General features: G+C 69.6%; 18 protein-coding genes and 1 tRNA gene. 12 read left to right on the forward strand and 7 right to left on the reverse strand.

Annotated elements, in window-relative coordinates; genetic code table 11:
• Nucleotides 1-28 precede the first annotated feature (28 nt).
• Both CGL27_RS23310 and CGL27_RS23315 read left to right on the forward strand, forming a co-directional pair.
• Nucleotides 29-1,006 (forward strand): ArsA-related P-loop ATPase, encoded by a 978-nt coding sequence (locus CGL27_RS23310; RefSeq protein ID WP_119989765.1) that lies wholly within the window; start codon nt 29-31, stop codon nt 1,004-1,006.
• A 53-nt stretch (nt 1,007-1,059) separates the two neighbouring features.
• Nucleotides 1,060-2,415: an ArsA family ATPase gene (locus CGL27_RS23315; RefSeq protein WP_119989766.1), complete on the forward strand. Its 1,356-nt coding sequence runs from the start codon at nt 1,060-1,062 to the stop codon at nt 2,413-2,415.
• Between the two features lie 596 nt (nt 2,416-3,011).
• On the opposite strand, the gene CGL27_RS23320 is transcribed toward CGL27_RS23315, so the two are convergent.
• Nucleotides 3,012-3,347: a WhiB family transcriptional regulator gene (locus tag CGL27_RS23320; RefSeq protein ID WP_014061756.1), complete on the reverse strand. Its 336-nt coding sequence runs from the start codon at nt 3,345-3,347 to the stop codon at nt 3,012-3,014.
• A 385-nt stretch (nt 3,348-3,732) separates the two neighbouring features.
• Here CGL27_RS23320 and CGL27_RS23330 point away from each other — a divergent pair, with 385 nt between their 5' ends.
• On the forward strand, nt 3,733-6,000 hold the full coding sequence (locus CGL27_RS23330) for a transglycosylase domain-containing protein (RefSeq protein ID WP_119989768.1): 2,268 nt from the start codon (nt 3,733-3,735) through the stop codon (nt 5,998-6,000).
• 269 nt (nt 6,001-6,269) lie between these two features.
• On the opposite strand, the gene CGL27_RS23335 is transcribed toward CGL27_RS23330, so the two are convergent.
• The gene (locus tag CGL27_RS23335) at nt 6,270-6,740 is read right to left on the reverse strand and encodes a GatB/YqeY domain-containing protein (protein WP_119989770.1); all 471 of its coding nucleotides are present in this window, start codon (nt 6,738-6,740) and stop codon (nt 6,270-6,272) included.
• Nucleotides 6,741-6,817: 77 nt separating this feature from the next.
• On the opposite strand from CGL27_RS23335, the gene CGL27_RS23340 reads away from it, so the two are divergent.
• Together CGL27_RS23340 and CGL27_RS23345 are read left to right on the forward strand one after the other, a co-directional pair.
• The gene (locus CGL27_RS23340) at nt 6,818-7,747 is read left to right on the forward strand and encodes a metallophosphoesterase (protein ID WP_205587739.1); all 930 of its coding nucleotides are present in this window, start codon (nt 6,818-6,820) and stop codon (nt 7,745-7,747) included.
• 106 nt (nt 7,748-7,853) lie between these two features.
• A tRNA-Pro gene (locus CGL27_RS23345) sits at nt 7,854-7,927 on the forward strand.
• 388 nt (nt 7,928-8,315) lie between these two features.
• Here the strand turns inward: CGL27_RS23345 and CGL27_RS23350 are convergent.
• The gene (locus tag CGL27_RS23350; protein WP_078642275.1) at nt 8,316-8,720 is read right to left on the reverse strand and encodes a MazG nucleotide pyrophosphohydrolase domain-containing protein; all 405 of its coding nucleotides are present in this window, start codon (nt 8,718-8,720) and stop codon (nt 8,316-8,318) included.
• Nucleotides 8,721-8,938: 218 nt separating this feature from the next.
• Between CGL27_RS23350 and CGL27_RS23355 the strand changes: the two genes are divergently transcribed.
• From CGL27_RS23355 to CGL27_RS23375, 5 genes are all read left to right on the forward strand, one after another.
• Entirely contained in the window at nt 8,939-9,361 is a 423-nt protein-coding gene (locus tag CGL27_RS23355) for a TOBE domain-containing protein (protein ID WP_014061778.1), read from the forward strand.
• 168 nt (nt 9,362-9,529) lie between these two features.
• Entirely contained in the window at nt 9,530-10,105 is a 576-nt protein-coding gene (locus CGL27_RS23360; RefSeq protein ID WP_078642276.1) for a TerD family protein, read from the forward strand.
• Nucleotides 10,106-10,240: 135 nt separating this feature from the next.
• Nucleotides 10,241-10,990: a hypothetical protein gene (locus CGL27_RS23365; RefSeq protein ID WP_119989774.1), complete on the forward strand. Its 750-nt coding sequence runs from the start codon at nt 10,241-10,243 to the stop codon at nt 10,988-10,990.
• Nucleotides 10,987-11,577: a TerD family protein gene (locus CGL27_RS23370; protein ID WP_119989776.1), complete on the forward strand. Its 591-nt coding sequence runs from the start codon at nt 10,987-10,989 to the stop codon at nt 11,575-11,577. The genes CGL27_RS23365 and CGL27_RS23370 overlap by 4 nt, the downstream gene beginning before the upstream one ends.
• Nucleotides 11,578-11,688: 111 nt before the next feature.
• Nucleotides 11,689-12,117, forward strand: a complete 429-nt coding sequence (locus tag CGL27_RS23375) for a DUF1992 domain-containing protein (protein ID WP_119989778.1) — start codon at nt 11,689-11,691, stop codon at nt 12,115-12,117.
• A 94-nt stretch (nt 12,118-12,211) separates the two neighbouring features.
• Here CGL27_RS23375 and CGL27_RS23380 read toward each other — a convergent pair whose 3' ends face one another.
• Nucleotides 12,212-12,598, reverse strand: coding sequence for a VOC family protein (locus tag CGL27_RS23380; protein WP_078642280.1), 387 nt, complete (start codon nt 12,596-12,598; stop codon nt 12,212-12,214).
• 149 nt (nt 12,599-12,747) lie between these two features.
• Entirely contained in the window at nt 12,748-13,506 is a 759-nt protein-coding gene (locus tag CGL27_RS23385; RefSeq protein ID WP_119989780.1) for a VOC family protein, read from the reverse strand.
• Between the two features lie 287 nt (nt 13,507-13,793).
• Between CGL27_RS23385 and CGL27_RS23390 the strand changes: the two genes are divergently transcribed.
• Entirely contained in the window at nt 13,794-15,071 is a 1,278-nt protein-coding gene (locus CGL27_RS23390; protein WP_078642282.1) for a cytochrome P450, read from the forward strand.
• A gap of 205 nt (nt 15,072-15,276) precedes the next feature.
• Here CGL27_RS23390 and CGL27_RS23395 read toward each other — a convergent pair whose 3' ends face one another.
• Nucleotides 15,277-15,651 carry a nuclear transport factor 2 family protein gene (locus tag CGL27_RS23395; RefSeq protein WP_119989782.1) on the reverse strand — a complete coding sequence of 125 codons (375 nt, stop codon included), beginning with the start codon at nt 15,649-15,651 and terminating at the stop codon, nt 15,277-15,279.
• 127 nt (nt 15,652-15,778) lie between these two features.
• On the opposite strand from CGL27_RS23395, the gene CGL27_RS23400 reads away from it, so the two are divergent.
• Nucleotides 15,779-17,605: a prolyl oligopeptidase family serine peptidase gene (locus CGL27_RS23400; protein ID WP_119989784.1), complete on the forward strand. Its 1,827-nt coding sequence runs from the start codon at nt 15,779-15,781 to the stop codon at nt 17,603-17,605.
• Here CGL27_RS23400 and CGL27_RS23405 read toward each other — a convergent pair.
• Nucleotides 17,511-18,443 (reverse strand): SURF1 family protein, encoded by a 933-nt coding sequence (locus CGL27_RS23405; protein ID WP_119989786.1) that lies wholly within the window; start codon nt 18,441-18,443, stop codon nt 17,511-17,513. The two genes, CGL27_RS23400 and CGL27_RS23405, sit on opposite strands and share 95 nt — an antisense overlap.
• Nucleotides 18,444-18,540 lie beyond the last annotated feature (97 nt).

Here is an 18,540-nt window from a genome sequence, read left to right on the forward strand (position 1 = left end):
CGATGGGCGACTGGTTAGGCTCCCCAGTGTGAGCAGGCTCCATGTCGTCAGCGGTAAGGGCGGAACCGGCAAGACCACGGTCGCCGCCGCACTCGCGCTGGCCCTCGCGGCCGAGGGCAGGCGCACCCTGCTGGTCGAGGTCGAAGGCCGTCAGGGCATCGCACAACTCTTCGAAACGGAGCCGCTGCCCTACGAGGAGCGGAAGATCGCCACCGCGCCGGGCGGCGGGGAGGTGCACGCTCTGGCGATCGACCCGGAGTTCGCACTTCTGGACTACCTCCATATGTTCTACAAGCTGGGCTCGGCCGGACGCGCCCTCAAGAAGCTCGGCGCGATCGACTTCGCGACCACCATCGCCCCGGGGCTGCGGGACGTCCTGCTGACCGGAAAGGCGTGCGAGGCGGTGCGCCGTAAGGGCAAGGACGGCCGCTTCGTCTACGACTCCGTGGTCATGGACGCGCCGCCCACCGGCCGCATCACCCGCTTCCTGAACGTCAACGACGAAGTGGCGGGGCTGGCCCGGACCGGCCCGATACACAACCAGGCACAGGCCGTGATGCGCGTCCTGAAGTCGCCCCAGACGGCGGTCCACATGGTGACCCTGCTGGAGGAGATGCCGGTCCAGGAGACCGCGGACGGCATCTCCGAGCTGCGCGCGGACGGACTCCCGACGGGCGGGGTCATCATCAACATGGTGCGGCCCGCGCTCCTCGACCACGAGGCCGTCGAGGCCGTCGCCAACGGGCGGCGCGCGGCCGTCGCCAAGGCGCTCTCCCAGGCAGGCCTGGGCGGTGCGCGCCGCGGCGGCATGGCCGAGCAGCTGGTCGACCCGCTGCTGGAGCAGGCGCGGGAGCACGCCGAGCGGGTGGCGCTGGAGCGGGCGCAGCGCGCCGAGCTGACCGGCCTGGGGCTGCCGCTGCACGAGTTGGAGCTGCTCACGGACGGCATCGACCTGGCGGGGCTCTACCGGCTCGCGGTGGATCTGCGCAAGCAGTGGCCGGCGTGAGCGGCGCCCGCCGTAAGGGCGTTACGGACAACGAGTCGTACGCAGGAGGCGGCATGGGCATGGACGTGGCACCCCGGCTGGACATCGACGTCCTGCTGGACGATCCGCAGACCCGCATCGTGGTGTGCTGCGGCTCCGGCGGCGTCGGCAAGACCACCACCGCCGCCGCCCTGGGCGTACGGGCCGCCGAGCGCGGCCGTAAGGTCGTCGTCCTCACCATCGACCCGGCCCGCCGGCTTGCCCAGTCCATGGGCATCGACGCGCTCGACAACATCCCGCGCCGGGTGGAGGGCGTCGGCGACGGGAACGGCGGCGAACTGCACGCCATGATGCTGGACATGAAGCGGACGTTCGACGAGTTCGTCGAGGCGCACGCCGATCCCGAGCGTGCCCGGGCCATCCTCGCGAACCCCTTCTACCAGTCGCTCTCGGCCGGTTTCGCGGGCACTCAGGAGTACATGGCCATGGAGAAGCTCGGCCAGCTCCGGGCCCGCGACGAATGGGATCTGATCATCGTCGACACCCCGCCCAGCCGGTCCGCGCTGGACTTCCTGGACGCGCCGAAACGTCTCGGCTCCTTCCTGGACGGGAAGTTCATCAAGGTGCTGATGGCGCCGGCGAAGGTGGGCGGCAAGGCCGGGATGAAGTTCCTGAACGTGGGCGTGTCGATGATGACGGGCACGGTCAGCAAGGTGCTCGGCGGACAGCTGATGCGCGACGTTCAGACGTTTGCTGCCGCGATGGACACCATGTTCGGCGGATTCCGTACTCGCGCGGAGGCCACCTACCGGCTACTGCAGGCTCCCGGTACGGCCTTCCTGGTGGTGGCCGCGCCCGAGCGGGACGCCCTGCGGGAGGCCGCGTACTTCGTCGAACGCCTGGCCGCGGACCAGATGCCGCTGGCCGGGCTGGTGCTGAACCGGGTGCACGGCAGCGGGGCCGAACAGCTCTCGGCGGAACGGGCGTTGGCCGCCGCGGAGATCCTTTCCCTGAAGGGCGACCCCGCGGATCCGGCGGATCTGGACGATGCGCCCGCGAACGCGGCGGAGGGAAGCGATCCGGCCAAGAACGATGCCGGGGCAGAAAATCTTGCCGACGGCGGATTTGTCGATCCCCCCTCAGGGAATGCTCAAGCGCGGAACCCCTCGGCAGCGGACCCCGACGTCTCCCCCACGTCGGCGGACACGTCGGCGGAGCGGCTCGCCGCGGGACTGCTTCGGCTGCACGCGGAGCGTATGCAGGTGCTCGGACGCGAGCAGCGCACACACGACCGCTTCACGGCTCTCCACCCCGAGGTTCCGGTGGCCCAAGTGGCCGCACTCCCTGGCGACGTACACGACTTGGCAGGGCTGCGGGCGATCGGCGATCGCCTCGCGGTCCCAGTGGAACGGACCAAACGCGCGGGCTGAGTCGGTGCCCGCGCGGCGGTCGGCCGCGCGCGCACGAAGGAGACGCACGACAGGCAGCACGCATAGCGGACAGCGGTGATGGACCGTGACCGGACGGCGGCGTCGGCCCACGGCGCCGACATGGATGACCATCACCGAGGCAGACAGACCCACCGAGGCAGGCAGCGCCGAGGCAAGCCGAGGTAAGCAGTCGCGCGGGCGCGCAGAGCGGGCCTTGGCGGACATGGCTGCCCAGCAAGCGGCACACGGCACACGGCACACGGCAGGCCACAGCCACCGGCGGCGCACAGAATCACCAGTGGCGCAGGCGGCGGCAGATCAATCGCAGCGCCATCACAGACCAGTCGCAGACCAACCCCCGGCCCGCACCGACCCGTTAACCAGCGTCACCCGTGTCACTCGCGCCCCCACGGCCGACCGCGGCCCTGGCCGCGGTCGTGCTCGGAGGCGTGCGCGTACCCGTACCCGCCCCTGACGAGGCGCGCCGTACTCGCACCCCCACTCGTGCCGATGACGAGAGGTGGGTGAGGTGATGGTGAGGCGAGACGCTCACACCGGCAGGCCGTCAGCCGACCGCCGGCGCACCGCCGTCCGGCCTATCCGACCGCGGCGAAGCGCTCATAGTCCTCGTCGTCGAAGGGCAGAATCCCCGCGCTGCGCTCGTACTCGACGCGCGCGGTCTCCAGGAGCCTGCGCCAGGAGGTCACCGTCGGCCGGCGGCGCAGCAGTGCTCGCCGCTCGCGCTCGGTCATCCCTCCCCACACGCCGAACTCCACGCGGTTGTCCAAGGCATCCGCAAGGCACTCGGTGCGCACCGGACATCCGGTGCAGACCGCTTTGGCCCTGTTCTGTGCCGCGCCCTGGACGAACAGTTCATCTGGATCAGTAGTGCGGCAGGCGGCCTGCGCACTCCAGTCGGTTACCCAGCCCATGCTGGCGCCGTCCTCTCCCGAATCGGAGCTCCCCCACGGCGACAAACGGCATATTCACCGTCGCCAGTTGAGGACGTTACGGAAGCGAGACAAGGCGCAACACCCCCTGCAGGCCCAATCTTGGATGGTCCGAACGGACTATGGGTACGCGGCAGATCACCCAACGGAGTGAGCTGGCGACATTTGCGATTACTAGTGCAAATGCGGGCAGTTCACCCGCCGAACAACGGGCAGCTCGAGACAAGGGCCGCAATCCGGGCAGGTCTGATCACTCACTTGAGTGAGGGTGGGGGTGTGGCTCAGCCACTCACCTGTGACTGGCGTGAAACAGCGTATGCGAACACCCGGTCCCCTGTCCGGCGATTCGAGACGTAGGCTGCCTCCTATGGGAAACACGCGCTCGAGCGGCGGGCTGTCCTCCGCTCAACAGGCCGCCAAGTTCCTCGGCGTCAGCGCGCTGGCCGGTGCCGTGATGGCCGGGCTCGCGCTTCCCGCCGTCGGGGCGCTCGGCCTCGCGGCCAAGGGAACGGTCGAGGAGTTCGACGGAATTCCGGCCAATCTCAAGACACCGCCGCTCAGCCAGCGGACGACGATCCTGGACGCCGAGGGCGGGGAGATCGCGAAGGTCTACTCCCGCGACCGGACGATCGTGAAGCTGAACGACATCTCCCCGTATATGCGGCAGGCGATCGTCGCGATCGAGGACGCCCGCTTCTACGAGCACGGGGCGGTCGACCTCAAGGGCGTGCTGCGCGCGGTCAACACCAACGCGCAGGGCGGCGGGGTCTCCCAGGGCGCCTCCACGCTGACCCAGCAGTATGTGAAGAACGTGTTCGTCGAGGAGGCGGGCGACGACAAGGAGAAGGTCGCCCAGGCCACCCGGCAGTCCATAGGCCGCAAGATCAAGGAACTGAAGTACGCGATCAAGGTCGAGAAGGAACTGGGCAAGAAGCGGATCCTCGAGAACTACCTGAACATCACCTTCTTCGGGCAGCAGGCGTACGGCATCGAGGCCGCGGCCCAGCGCTACTTCAGCAAACCCGCCAAGGACCTGAAGCTGGAGCAGGCGGCACTGCTGGCCGGCCTCGTCCAGTCGCCCAGCCGCTACGACCCGGTCAGCGCCCCGAAGTCCGCAAAGGAGCGCCGCGACACCGTTCTGCAGCGGATGGCCCAGGTGAAGGACATCACTCCGGCGCAGGCCGCCGCGGCCCAGAAGAAGCCGCTCGGCCTGAAGGTCAGCATGCCCAGGAGTGGCTGCATCACGGCCGTCCAGGGCGCCGGGTTCTTCTGTGACTACGTCCGCGAGACTCTGCTCAACGACCCGGCCTTCGGCAAGACGGCGGAGGCGCGCGCCAAGCGCTGGACGCAGGGCGGCCTGACGATCCGTACGACGCTCGACCCGAAGGCCCAGAAGTCGGTCCAGAAGTCGATCAAGGCGCATGTCTACCAGTCCGACCCGGTGGCCACCGCCGTGACGCTCGTCGAGCCGGGCACCGGCAAGGTGCTGGGGATGGGCCAGTCCAGGCCGTACGGCTTCGGTGAGAACGAGACCCAGATCAACCTGTCCGCGGACAGGTCCATGGGCGGCTCGAACTACGGCTTCCAGGTCGGTTCCACGTTCAAGCCGATCACCGCGGCGGCCGCGATCGAGCAGGGCAAGAAGCCGTACCAGCGCTACTCCTCGCCGTACAAGATGGCGTATCCGAGCCCGGTCACCACCTGCAAGGGCACCTGGACCAACGACGAGGGCGCGACCGTCGAGAACGAGAACGAGAAGGAAGTCGGCCCGTACGGGATGAGGGACGCGACCGCCAAGTCGGTCAACACCTACTTCGTCCAGCTGATCAGCGACATCGGGGTCTGCCCGGTGACGCAGATGGCCGACAAGATGGGGGTGAAGCGCGCCGACGGCAAGGAGCACAACCAGGTGCCCTCCCTCACCCTCGGCTCCGAGGGCTTCTCGCCGCTGACGATGGCCAACGCCTACGCGACCTTCGCCAACCGCGGTGTCTACTGCTCCCCGGTCTTCATCGAGTCGATCACCGGCCCGGACCACAAGGAGCTCAAGGTCCCGCAGTCGAAGTGCTCCCGCGCGATGTCGGCGAAGACCGCGGACACCATCAACACGCTGCTGCGCGGGGTCGTCGAGGACGGCACCGGCAAGCAGGCCGGCCTCCAGAGCCGTGCGAGCGCCGGTAAGACGGGTACGACGGACGAGCGCAGGGCCGCGTGGTTCGTCGGCTACACCCCGAACATGGCCGGTGCGGTGTGGGTCGGCGGCCCGGGCACCAAGGGCGTCAAGATGGAGAACATCACCATCGGCGGCGTCCCCCACGACAAGGTCTACGGCGCGGACACCCCCGGCCCGATCTGGAAGGACGCGATGAGCGGCGCGCTGGACGGCAAGCCGGCGCCGAACTTCGTAAAGGTCCCGATCAACGACCCGAACCAGCGCAAGCCTCACGACGGCAAGAAGCGGGACGACCGCGACCACAAGCCGGGCCGTAGCAACGACCGCGGCGGTGGCAACGGCGGCCAGGACAACCCGTGGCCGGACATCTCCCTGCCCCCGGACCTGATCGGCGGCGGCAATGGGAATGGCGGCAACGGCGGCAACGGCAATGAAGACGGCGGCTGGAACTGGCCGCGGTAGCGAAGCCTCGCGATGAAGCGCCGAAGGGGGCCGGACAGAGATGTCCGGCCCCCTTCGTGTGTGGACGGGATGGCGACGCTGCGATCCTTACGGTTGCCATGGCAACAGGCTGACGACACAGAGCAAGCAAGCACAACGCAACGCACACAGCGCGTGGGCCACGGCGGAACGCACAGCACACGCCACCTAACGCAACGCGAGGGGCACGCCCAGCTCCCGAGCGAGAGCTACCCGCCCGCGAGGGATCCGCCCGCGAGCCACCAGCCCGGCTACCCGCCCGCGAGCTGCCGCTTCACCGCGGCGGCGACCCGGCCGCCCTCCGCCCGCCCGGCGATCTTCGGGTTCACGATCTTCATCACGGCGCCCATGGCCCGCTGCCCCTCGGCACCGCCCGCCGCGGCCTCCCGCACCGCCTCGGCCACCAGGGCGTCCAGCTCGTCGTCCGTAAGAGGCTTCGGCAGATACTCGGCGAGCACCTCGCCCTCCGCCCGCTCCCGCTCGGCCTGCTCCGCGCGTCCACCCTTCTCGAACGCCTCGGCCGCCTCGCGGCGCTTCTTGGACTCCCGCGCGACGATCTTCTCCACCTCGGCGTCGGACAGCTCACGGGCCCTCTCGCCCGCGACCTCTTCCTTCGTGATCGCGCTGATGGTGAGCCGGAGAGTCGAGGAACGCAGCTCGTCGCGCGCCCTGATCGCCGCGGTGAGATCGTCCTTCAGCCTGGACTTGAGCGTGGTGGTCATGGCGTCGAGTCTGCCAGCACTGGCCGGGAATCACCCGAAGATTTCTCCCCCGGCCGCGTTCTGCGACCATGGACAACATGCGCGCGCGATACGGAGTACCCCTGGGAATCACGGCGGTCGGCGCGGCCGGCCTCGCCTACGCCGCCGGCTTCGAAGTCCGGTCCTTCAGGCTCCGGCGGATCACCGTTCCGGTGCTCCCGCAGGGGATGCGACCCCTGCGCGTCCTGCAGATCTCCGACATCCACATGGTGAGCGGACAGCGCAAGAAGCAGCGCTGGCTCCAGTCCCTCGCCGGGCTGCGCCCAGACTTCGTGGTGAACACGGGCGACAACCTCTCGGACCCGGAGGGCGTGCCGGAGGTCCTGGACGCGCTGGGCCCGCTGATGGAGTTCCCCGGCGCCTATGTCTTCGGCTCGAACGACTACTACGGACCGAAGATGCGCAACCCCGCCCGCTATCTGCTCGAGAAGGCCAGCGGCCGGCACGGTCTGAACGGCAACGCCCCGGCCGTCGGCGCCATCCACAACCCGTGGACGGAGCTCCGTGACGCCTTCGACGCGGCCGGCTGGGTCGGGCTGTCGAATACGCGCGGCCGACTGAAGCTGGAGGACATCGAGATCGCCCTCACCGGCCTCGACGACCCCCACATCAAGCGCGACCGCTACGCCGAGGTGGCCGGCGGCCCCGAGACGGGTGCCGACCTCTCCCTCGCCGTGGTCCACGCCCCGTATCTACGCGTCCTCGACGCCTTCACGGCCGACCGCTATCCCCTGGTCCTCGCCGGCCACACCCACGGCGGCCAGCTCTGCATCCCCTTCTACGGCGCCCTGGTCACCAACTGCGACCTCGACACCCGCCGGGTCAAGGGCCTCTCCCAGCACCAGGCCGGCGGCCACACCTCGTACCTCCACGTCTCCGCGGGCTGCGGCACCAACCGCTACACCCCGGTCCGCTTCGCCTGCCCCCCGGAAGCCACCCTCCTCACCCTGACCCCCCAGACCCCCTGACCCCACCCCCGCCCACCGGAACCGCCCGGAACGCCCCGACCTGCGAGACCTCGGAAACCGGATTTCGTCTCTGGCCACAGGTCCGCTAAAGTAGAGCTCGTTGCTTCGGGGTGTAGCGCAGCTTGGCAGCGCGCTTCGTTCGGGACGAAGAGGTCGTGGGTTCAAATCCCGCCACCCCGACTGAAGGAACACAGGTCAGGGGCCTGATTCGCGAAAGCGGGTCGGGCCCCTGACGCGTTTCCGGGGGCCACCTTGGGAGCCATGAGTTGGCGCGCAGTACCTGGTCGCGGCCCGCGCACACCGCGACGCCGATCGGTCGGCCTCATATCGCCCCCGCCCAGGCGGATCAGCACTCGTAGGAGGTACAGCCACGGGGCATGAACTAGCGATCAGTCAACTCGTGGCTGCGGCACCGAAGATGGCGTCGGGGCGGTGCGTCCTGGACAGCTCTCGGTCAGGCGCGGCACGGCTTCCGCGTTGTCTTCCGCATACCGCTCGGGTGCCACCCGCTGTGTGCGCCCCCGCCCGCTGCAGGATCTCCGCGGCCGCCCCGTACGGCGATGTGTTGCTATGCGGACGCGTCGGTCCAGCCCTGGCGGCGTAGGACAGCCGGGATGTCGGGGGCCTGGTAGTGGGCGCCCTTGAGGACCTTGCCGTCGGCGCGCAGGGTGGGGCGGCCGTCGGGGCCGAGTTTGGTCATATTGGCCCGGTGGATCTCGGCGATCACCTCGTCGAGGTCGATGCCGTGGACCAGGGCGGTGCCGTAGGCGACGTAGACGACGTCGGCCAGTTCATGGGCCAGGTGGTCGACGGTGCCGTGGGCGCTCGCCTCGGCCACTTCGGCGCACTCCTCGGCCAGTAGGTCTTGGCGGTGGGCGGCGAGTTCCGGTGAGACCTCGGTGGGGGTCGTACGGGCGTCGAGGCCGAAGGCCAGGTGGAATTCACGGACGAGGTCGGCGGGAGAGGGGCGCATCCGTCCGATCGTACGTGGGGGTCGGCGGCCGGGTGCGCCTGGGCGGGCGGTGCGGGGGTGGGCGGCCGGGCGTCGTAGGGGCAGGGTGGTCGCGGAGGCGTGCGTAGTGGCGGCGTGCGTGGTGGGGAAGCGTTGTGCGTCGGCGCGCGGATCCTTGGGCGGGTGCCTAGGGTGAGGCGTATCAGGCCGTTGACCTCCGCCTCCGGGGTGGTGCACCCATGAGTCTCAGCATCCGCAATCAGCTCCCCGCCACCGTCGTGTCCGTGACCCCTGGCGAGGCCATGGCCACGGTCCAGGGACGGCTGTCCGGCGGTCAGATGGTGACGGCCGCAGTGACCATGAGCGCCGTGAAGGAGCTCGGCATCGGGGAGGGATCGGAGGTGACGGCGCTGGCCAAGGCCACTGAGGTGGCTCTGGCCACCGGGGAGGTCTCGGGGCTGAGCATCCGCAATCGCTTCCCGGGCACGGTCACCCGCCTCACCCTCGGGGCCGCCATGGCCACCGTTGTCATCGCCATCGGCGGTGACCAGGAGCTCACGGCCGCCATCACCCAGGACGCCGCGGCGGAGCTGGGGCTCACCGAGGGCAGCCGCGTCACCGCGCTGATCAAGTCGACCGAGGTGTCGCTCGCCACCGCGTAGGCCGATGCGTCGATGGTGGTCGGTGGTGGTCGGTCGATGGGCCGGTTGCCTGACGTCCCCTCCTCGGCCCCGGTCCGCCAGATCGCGCCAACCTCCGCGCCCCCACACCATCTACTTCTACAGTGCTGTAGATTTTAACTCCGGTCCACCGAGCACCTGGAGGAGAACGTGGGAGTTTCCCTGTCCAAAGGCGGCAACGTCTCGCTGAGCAAGGAGGCGCCGGGCCTGAGCGCGGTCATCGTCGGCCTGGGCTGGGACGTGCGGACGACGACGGGCGCCGCCTACGACCTCGACGCGAGCGCCCTGCTGTGCGACGAGGCCGGGAAGGTCGCGTCCGACCGGCACTTCGTCTTCTACAACAACCTCACCAGCCCCGACGGCTCCGTGGAGCACACCGGCGACAATCTGACCGGTGAGGGCGAGGGCGACGACGAGGCCATCAAGGTCAATCTGGCCGCCGTGCCGGCCGAGATCGCCAGGATCGTGTTCCCGGTCTCCATCCACGACGCGGACGGCCGCGACCAGAACTTCGGCCAGGTCCGCAATGCCTTCATCAGGGTGGTCAACCAGGCCGACAACGCCGAACTCGCCCGCTACGACCTGAGCGAGGACGCCGCGACCGAGACGGCGATGGTCTTCGGCGAGCTCTACCGCAATGGCGCGGAGTGGAAGTTCCGCGCGGTCGGCCAGGGGTACGCCTCGGGGCTCGCGGGCATCGCCTCCGACTTCGGCGTCAATCTCTGACGCCCTCCCCCGCGGCCGTCGGGCCCGCCCTTCCCCCCTGAGGCGGGCCCGACGGCCCGTTCGCCTGGCTAGATGGCTCGCCCCGCCAGATGGCTCGCGCAGCTCACACGGTTCGGACACATCGAGGAAACGGACATGACCGCCCCACCCGGGTTACAGGCCGAGGACAGGCCCGACTTCGAGCGGGCGCTCCACCAGGCGCTGCGTACGGCGGAGATCCGTGAGGCCCTGCGGCGCAAGGGGGCCACCGGGGACGCGGACATCCAACGGCTGTGCTCCCAGGCGCTGGTGGAGAGCGAGGCGATCGCGACGGCCGCCGCGCCCGAATACGCCGCGTACCTACGGCAACGCACCGCCGCGGCGATGAGCCCGTCCACCGCGCCCGCCGCGCCTGCCCTTTCTGCCTCGGCTGCCCCGTCTCCTGCGGGCGCCCCCTCCCCCGCGGCAGGCGTCCGTGGACTGCTGCCGGCGCTCGCCGTCCTCGCACCGGCTCTGGCCGGTGTCTCGGCCGCGGCCTTTCTGCTCCTCGGCGGACTGCTGAAGCTCCTTCACTCCCAACGCGAGCTGGCCGACGCACTGTTGACCGCCGGGCTGACCAGCGCGACGATCGCGGCGGTCACTCTGGCGGCGGGAGTGGCCTGCCTGCTCGCCACCGCCGTACGCCACCGCACCTCGGCCCCCGACCAGCACCCGCGCTCCCAACGGCATCCGTACACGCACCCGCCCCACGTCGGGCGCCGGGATGACGCGGCCGTGGCCACGGCCCGCGACGCCTGGCTGAGGGCCCTTCTTCACCGCGGCATCCTGCCGTTTCTGCACGACCGGCTGAAGATGTCGCAAAAACCGTCTCGGATCAATCAGAAGAGCGAGAAAGGAAGCACATGACCGTAAATCTGGCCAAGGGCCAGCGGATCAACCTGAGCAAGTCCGACGGGGGCGAGCTCAGCGCGGTGCGCATGGGCCTGGGCTGGCAGGCCGCGCCGCGCAAGGGGCTGCTCGCCCGGTTGACCGCCAAGGAGATCGACCTGGACGCCTCGGCCGTGCTCTTCGCCGGGCGGGAGGCCGTCGACGTCGTGTTCTTCCAGCATCTGACGAGCGACGACGGATCCGTACGGCACACCGGCGACAACCTCGTCGGTGGCACCGGTCAGGGCGGCGACGATGAATCGATCCTGATCGATCTGCAGCGCGTTCCGGTCCATGTCGATCAGATCCTGTTCACGGTGAACTCCTTCACCGGGCAGACCTTCGCCGAGGTGCAGAACGCCTTCTGCCGTCTGATCGACGAGACCAACGGACAGGAGCTGGCCCGCTACACCCTGAGCGGCGGCGGCCCCTACACGGCCCAGATCATGGCCAAGGTGCACCGCGAGGGCGGGACGGGCGGGGCCTGGCAGATGTCGGCGATCGGCGCGCCCGCCACCGGCCGGACGTTCCAGGATCTGCTGCCGGTCCTCTCCTCCCACCTCTGACCTGACAAGCCCTCCCACCTCTGATCCGACAAGCAAGGTCCTCCCCGCATCTGACAAGCGGGCTGAAACGGCCTGTGGCGCGTTTCGCGCCGTCCGAGGGAGAATCTCAGGGTGACCGAGCGAAAGCCACCAGGCATCAGCTTCGAAACATGGGCCGACCGACAGATCCGCGAGGCGGAGGAACGCGGCGCGTTCGCGAACCTCCAGGGAAAGGGAAAACCTCTCCCGAACCTCGACAAGCCCTACGACGATCTGTGGTGGGTCAAGGAGAAGATGGCCCGCGAGAATCTGTCATTTCTGCCGCCGACACTCGTGCTGCGCAAAGAGGCGGAGGACGCCCTCGCCGCCGTGGAAAAGGCGCCCTCGGAGCGGGTGGTGCGGGAGATCCTCTCGGAGATCAATGACAAGATCCGGGAGGCGATCCGGCGGCCCCCGCCCGGCCCGCCGCTCCATCTCACGCCCTTCGACATCGACGAGGTCGCCCGGGAGTGGCAAGAGCGCCGGGACCGGATGGAGCACGACGAGGATCAGCCCGGCTGACCGCGACGAAGGCGGGCCGGGGCGCGTGCGCCCCGGCCCGCTCGTGGTTCAGGGTCTGCCCGGTTCAGGGCCCATGTTCCAGGGCCGCCCCGGGCTACTCCTCGTTGCCGTACGGGCGAGTGATGATCTCCATGCCATGACCGGCCGGGTCCAAGAAGTACAGCCCGCGCCCGCCGTAGTGGTGGTTGATCTCGCCCGGCTGCTTCAGATGGGGATCGGCGTAGTACGTGACCCCCTGCTGCCGGATCCGCTCGAAAGCCGCGTCGAACTCCTCGTCCGAGATGAGGAACGCGTAATGCTGCATGACGATCGACTCACCAGGAATGGTGGCGAAGTCGAGGGTGACGCCGTTACTCGTGTCCAGCGGAACGAACGGGCCCCACTCTTGTCCCACCTCGAGGCCAAGGATGTTCGCCAAGAATTCTGCGGATTCGCGGTTGTCCAGAGAATGGACGATCGTGTGATTCAACTCGACAGACACTGTGGAATGCCTCCGTAAGGCAATCTCACGGGCACCTCCATGCCTCACCCAGCCGGTGACCGACACGCGATGCCGTATCTCCGATCGTAGGCGGCACCACCTCCGACCGTCGAGGCCCAGTTCCTCAGCCGCACGCCACGGAGGCGGAATCACCCGTCGGCGGGTTCTTTCCTGACCGCCGCCACGTTGAAGATCCCGCCCTCCGGGTCGCGCAGCGTCGCGACGCGCCCATAGGGGGTGTCGGCCGGCGAGGAGAGGATGCCGCCGCCGAGCTCCGCGGCGCGTTCGGCGACCTCGTCGACGTCCTTCACGCAGAAGTAGACCCGCCAGCGGGGCCGGACGTTCGGGTCCGGGGCGGCCTCGATGGCGCCGCCGCGCAGCCCCGCGACCGCCTTACCGTCGATATGGAGGACCACCCGGTCATGTTCGAAGCGGACGTCGCAGCGCCCGCGCTCCTGGCTGTCCCAGCCGAAGACCTGCCCGTAGAAGAGCGCCGCCTCGAAGGCGTCGCGGGTGCGCAGCTCCAGCCATACGGGCGCGCCCGGTCTGCGCTCGCCCCACCAGGCGGAGGTCAGATCGCCCTCCCAGATGCCGAAGTTGGCCCCGTCCGGGTCGGCCGCCCAGGCCACCCGGCCGCTGCCGAACTCCAGCGGCCCGACCGCGACCGTGCCACCGCGCTCCTGGACGCGCGAGGCCACCTCGTCCGCGCTGTCCGCCGCGAAGTACGTGGTCCAGATGACCGGGAGGGTCACCCCCGCCGACGGGGACGAGGCGCCGATGCCGACGGTCGGTACGCCGCCCTCTGTGTACGCGATGGTGTAACGGCCGTGGCCCTGCCGGGTGGGGCGGAAGCCCCAGCCGAAGAGCTCTCCGTAGAAGGTGTGCGCGCGGTCCAGATCCGCTGCCATGAGACTCACCCAGCACGGTGCGCCCTGGACAGCACGGAACCTCTCCCGCAAGGCCGCTCACCTCACTCATGTCCCTGGGGGCGCCACAGGCGTCCCGCAGGCAGCCGTCATCGCTCGCGCTTCCTGCCCGATATCTCCACTTTCCTCTGATTTCGCGGTCGGCGCCACCTTGATGCCCACCGGCGCGCCCGCCCGAGCGGGGAGCACCTGCGCTGTGGCGCATCACACCGGGGCACGTCCGGCACCGGAGCATGGCCGGCCGGCCATGGCAGGGCAGTATTGCGCCCATGTCGAATCTCCGCTCAAACATCGTCTCTTGGCTGGGCCGCAAGTACTTTTCGAGAATCCAGAAGAATGGCTTCGACTTGTCCAAGATGTCGTTCCTCCCGGACGCCACGCTGGCGCCGCTGAGGCGCGATGGACTCGACCCCATTGCCGATCTGTCCCGAACCAGGACAAAAGAACCCATCAGTAAGATATGGCTACCTTTCGGCATCAATGCCTGGCTTGTCACTGGATATGACGAGTCCAAGGCGGTGCTCGGAAAGGCGAAGGGGTTCAGCTCCGATTTCACCAACCTCGCGGAACGGAACATCGGCGTCGCCCCGCAGCAGAATCCGGGAGGTCTCGGCTTCAGCGATCCACCGACGCATACGAGACTGCGACGCCTGCTGACGCCCGAATTCACCATGCGGCGGCTCAGCAGGCTCACCCCGCTCATCCACTCCATCGTGGAAGAGCGCCTCGATGAGATGGCGGCGGCCGAGGGCCCGGTGGATCTCGTTGAGGCGTTCGCCCTGCCCATTCCCGCGCTGGTCATCTGCGAGCTGCTCGGGGTGCCGTACGAGGACCGCGATGACTTCCAGCGCCACAGCACCGCGCGGTTCGATCTCTTCAGCGGGGCGAACGCCTCCCTCGGCGCGATGTCGGACTCCCTTTCCTATCTGCACGGGATCGTCCGCAAGCAGCGTGAGACGCCCGGCGACGGGCTGCTCGGCATGCTGGTGAAGGAGCACGGCGATGAACTCGACGACCAGGAGCTGGCCGGGCTCGCCGACGGGGTGCTGACCGGCGGTCTGGAGACGACCGCGAGCATGCTGGCGCTGGGCACGCTGGTGCTGCTCCAGGCCCCCGAGCACTTCGCCGCCATACGTGATCACGACGATGTCGTGGACCCGTTCGTGGAGGAGCTGCTGCGCTATCTCACGGTGGTACAGGTGGCCTTCCCGCGGTTCGCCCGCGAGGACATGGAGATCGCGGGCACGCGGATTTCCGCCGGCGATCTGGTGCTGTGCTCACTGAGCGGGGCCAACCGCGACGAGAAGCTGGGCCCGGACATGGAGCGGGTCGATCCGCACCGGCAGGCCCCCTCGCATCTGGCCTTCGGATACGGCATCCACCGCTGCATCGGCGCCGAGCTGGCCAAGATGGAACTCCGGGCCGCCTATCCCGCGCTCATACGGCGGTTCCCGGAGATGCGACTCGCCGTACCGGCGGAGAAGCTCTCCTTCCGGAAGCTCTCCATCGTCTATGGCGTGGACGAGCTGCCGGTGCTGCTGAGGTAGCGGAGCCCGGGGAGGGGAAGGGGTGAACGGGAGGGGCAGGGGCTGGGGTCGGAGAAGTGGGGCCGGAGGGGTGGGGACCGGAGGGGTGTAACCCGGGGGAAGGGGCGGAATCGCGCACGGAGGAGCTACGGACGGGCGCTGGACGGAAGTAGTTCAAGCTGCTGCCCGGCATCACCCACGAGCAGCCCGAAGCGTCCAGAAGCACTCAGAAGCGCTCGACCATTTGCTCGCGCTCACGCGGGGGCTCGTACGGCGTCGGCCAGAAGTCGGTGATGGTCTGGATCCGGCCGTCCGCCGAAACGGTGAAGAAGCTGATCGCCTGTGTCTCCTCCTCGTCCTCGCTGAAGCGCACCCAGGAGACGGCCTGTTCGCCGTCGGCGATGACGCGCTCGACCTCCAGACTCCACTCGCCCAGGTACTCGGCGTTGAAGCGGACCACACCGTCCCGGCCGAGCACCCGCTCGCGGGTCTGCGGCAGTTCGTAGCGGACGTCGTCGGCGAGCGTGGCACCGAACGCCCGCCAGTCCCTGGCCTGGGCCGTTGCCCAGTATGTCTCCACTGTCGCGGCTATGTCGGCCATCAGCTCCCCCTCGGTGTACGGCCCCCGTCCATCCCGCCGGGAACGTTATCCACAGGCGCGGGGCGACGCCAGCGCGCATGTCGGGATGCGGCGCAGAATGGTGAGCATGACTGAGAGCACGGAGTCCATGCCGGACTGGGAAAAGCGCTTCCGGGCGCCGCGAGTGGGGCTGCCCGACTGGGCGAAAGAAGCCCCGGACCACTCACTGTTCGTCTCGAACGCCACGGGCACATACGAGCTGTACGCATGGGATCGGGCGACCGGTGCGCAGCGGCAGGTCACGGACCGGCCGAACGGGACGACGGACGGGGTGTTGTCGCCGGACGGCCGGTGGATCTGGTGGTTCTCGGACACCGATGGCGATGAGTTCGGAGTGTGGCTGCGTCAGCCGTTCAGCGGCGGCGAGGGGGACGAGCGCCCGGCCGACGAGCCCGCGGCCCCCGGCCTGGACCCCTCCTATCCGGCGGGGCTCGCGCTGGGCCGTGACGGCACGGCGGTCGTGGGGCGGTCCACCGACGAGGATGGCTCGACCATCCATGTGGTGCGGCCGGGCGGCGAGCCCGAGGAGATCTACCGGCATCGCGAGTCCGCCGGAGTGGGCGATCTCTCCCATGACGGGACGCTGATCGCGATCGAGCACACCGAGCACGGCGACGCGATGCACTCGGCGATCCGGGTCCTGCGGCTGGACGGGACGGCCGTCGCGGAGCTGGACGACACCAAGGGCGGCACCGAGGAGCTGGGCCTGTCCGTGATGGGCTTCGCGCCCGTCGAGGGGGACACCCGGCTGCTGGTCGGGCACCAGCGGCGCGGCCGGTGGGAGCCCATGGTGTGGGATCCGGTGACCGGTGTGGAGACCGCGCTGGCAATCGATCTGCCCGGCGACGTCGGGGCGGACTGGTTTCCGGACGGATCGGCGCTGCTGGTCGAGCACAGCCATCAGGCGCGCAGCGAGCTGATGCGGTACGACCTCGGCTCCGGCGAGCTGACCCGCCTGGAGACCCCGGCGGGGACGATCTCGGGCGCCACGGCGCGGCCGGACGGCACGGTGGAGTTCCTGTGGTCGTCGGCCGAGAAGCCGCCCCAGGTACGGTCGACGAGCGGACGGACGGTGCTGGACCCGCCCGGTTTCGCGGCCCCGGAGTCGGTGCGGGTCACCGACGCGTGGGTGGACGGCCCCGGCGGGCGGGTGCACGCGCTGGTGCAGAAGCCCGCGGGCGAGGGCCCCTTCCCGACGGTCTTCGACATCCACGGCGGGCCGACCTGGCATGACAGCGACGCCTTCGCGGCGGGCCCCGCGGCCTGGGTGGACCACGGCTTCGCCGTGGTGCGGGTCAACTACCGCGGCTCGACCGGTTACGGGCGGGCGTGGACCGACGCGCTCAAGCACCGGGTCGGGCTGATCGAGCTGGAGGACATCGCGGCCGTGCGGGAGTGGGCGGTGGCTTCCGGGCTCGCCGACCCCGAGCGGCTGGTGCTGGCCGGCGGTTCCTGGGGCGGCTATCTGACGCTGCTGGGGATCGGGACGCAGCCGGATTCCTGGGCGCTGGGGCTGGCCGCGGTCCCGGTCGCGGACTATGTGACGGCCTACCACGACGAGATGGAGGCCCTGAAGGCGATGGACCGCACCCTGCTGGGCGGCACCCCGGAGGAGGTGCCGGAGCGGTTCGAGGCGTCGTCCCCGCTGACCTATGTGGATCAGGTGCGGGCGCCGGTCTACATCTCGGCGGGGCTGAACGACCCCCGGTGCCCCATACGGCAGATCGACAACTATGTGGAGCGGCTCGAGCAGCGCGGCACCCCGCATGAGGTCTACCGCTATGACGCGGGGCACGGCTCGCTGGTCGTCGAGGAGCGGATCAAGCAGTTGCGCTTGGAGATCGAGTTCGCTCGGCGTCATCTGGAGTCCGGTCCGCACCCGGCGCCGTCGGAGCCGTCGGCTCGGGCGGTGTGATGCCGAGGGCCAGATCGCGGGCCGTCTCGGCCTCGCGGCGGAACAGCCGGAACCACATGAAGATCACGAAGCCCGCGAAGACGAACCACTCACCGGTGTAGCCCAGGTTCTGGAACGCCTTGATGTCGAGCCCGGTGCCCTCCGCCGCCGTGGGGGGCACCGGCTTCAGGGCCCCGGGAGCCTGGGAGGAGGTCACCCAGGCGTCGTAGACCTGATACGGCACCAGGTTGACCAGGGAGGCGGCGCTGATCATGCCCAGCTGACCGTGAGGGAGGCCCCCGGCCGCACTCACCCCGTCGCCGCCCTGGTGCTCGGACGCCTGGAGGGCCCCTGTGACGGTCACCTCACCGGAGGGGGGTGCGGGCACCTTGGCGGCGACCGCCGGATCGTCGGCGTCGCCGGGGAGCCAGCCACGGACGACGGGCAGCGCCTTGGCCCGGGCTCCGTCCTTGGCCCCCGCTCCGTCCTTGCCGTCGGCCACGCCCTTGCCTCCGCCGGCGTCCCCGTCCGCGTCCACGCGGAGCAGGGTCAGCACGTAGAAGCCGTCGCGGCCGTCCAGCCGCCTGTCGGGCACGAGGAGTTGATGTGTGGTGTCGTATCGGCCGGTGGCGGTCGCCCGCTCCCCGGAGGTCTTCGCGGTGACCGGCAGCAGGTCGCTCAGCGGCCGGGCCGCGGCCTTCCGCTCGCGGGACGCGTCGTCCTGCTGCTGGTTATGCGTGTCGACGCGCGTCTCGAAGCGGCTGAGCTGCCAGCTGCCCATGAAGAGGCAGACCGGGATCGCCAGCAGGGTGAACACGTTGATCACCCACCAGCGGGGTGTCAGCAGAAACCGATACACACCACCACGGTACGGGCTTCGCGCCGGGGTCCCGGCGGCGGGGCCGTCCCGCAGACCCCCGCGCGCCGGCCCCGGGATCCCGCCGCGGAGCGTCGGG

This window comes from Streptomyces sp. 11-1-2 (assembly GCF_003595545.1).
In the GTDB taxonomy this organism is placed as follows: domain Bacteria; phylum Actinomycetota; class Actinomycetes; order Streptomycetales; family Streptomycetaceae; genus Streptomyces; species Streptomyces hygroscopicus_B.

What these genes read in the sequence shown, in the direction of transcription:
- CGL27_RS23315 (WP_119989766.1), top strand. Translation starts at nt 1,060, where the DNA reads ATGGGCATGGACGTGGCACCCCGGCTGGACATCGACGTCCTGCTGGAC.
- CGL27_RS23320 (WP_014061756.1), bottom strand. Translation starts at nt 3,347, where the DNA reads ATGGGCTGGGTAACCGACTGGAGTGCGCAGGCCGCCTGCCGCACTACT.
- CGL27_RS23330 (WP_119989768.1), top strand. Translation starts at nt 3,733, where the DNA reads ATGGGAAACACGCGCTCGAGCGGCGGGCTGTCCTCCGCTCAACAGGCC.
- CGL27_RS23335 (WP_119989770.1), bottom strand. Translation starts at nt 6,740, where the DNA reads ATGACCACCACGCTCAAGTCCAGGCTGAAGGACGATCTCACCGCGGCG.
- CGL27_RS23340 (WP_205587739.1), top strand. Translation starts at nt 6,818, where the DNA reads ATGCGCGCGCGATACGGAGTACCCCTGGGAATCACGGCGGTCGGCGCG.
- CGL27_RS23350 (WP_078642275.1), bottom strand. Translation starts at nt 8,720, where the DNA reads ATGCGCCCCTCTCCCGCCGACCTCGTCCGTGAATTCCACCTGGCCTTC.
- CGL27_RS23355 (WP_014061778.1), top strand. Translation starts at nt 8,939, where the DNA reads ATGAGTCTCAGCATCCGCAATCAGCTCCCCGCCACCGTCGTGTCCGTG.
- CGL27_RS23365 (WP_119989774.1), top strand. Translation starts at nt 10,241, where the DNA reads ATGACCGCCCCACCCGGGTTACAGGCCGAGGACAGGCCCGACTTCGAG.
- CGL27_RS23370 (WP_119989776.1), top strand. Translation starts at nt 10,987, where the DNA reads ATGACCGTAAATCTGGCCAAGGGCCAGCGGATCAACCTGAGCAAGTCC.
- CGL27_RS23385 (WP_119989780.1), bottom strand. Translation starts at nt 13,506, where the DNA reads ATGGCAGCGGATCTGGACCGCGCGCACACCTTCTACGGAGAGCTCTTC.
- CGL27_RS23390 (WP_078642282.1), top strand. Translation starts at nt 13,794, where the DNA reads ATGTCGAATCTCCGCTCAAACATCGTCTCTTGGCTGGGCCGCAAGTAC.
- CGL27_RS23395 (WP_119989782.1), bottom strand. Translation starts at nt 15,651, where the DNA reads ATGGCCGACATAGCCGCGACAGTGGAGACATACTGGGCAACGGCCCAG.
- CGL27_RS23400 (WP_119989784.1), top strand. Translation starts at nt 15,779, where the DNA reads ATGCCGGACTGGGAAAAGCGCTTCCGGGCGCCGCGAGTGGGGCTGCCC.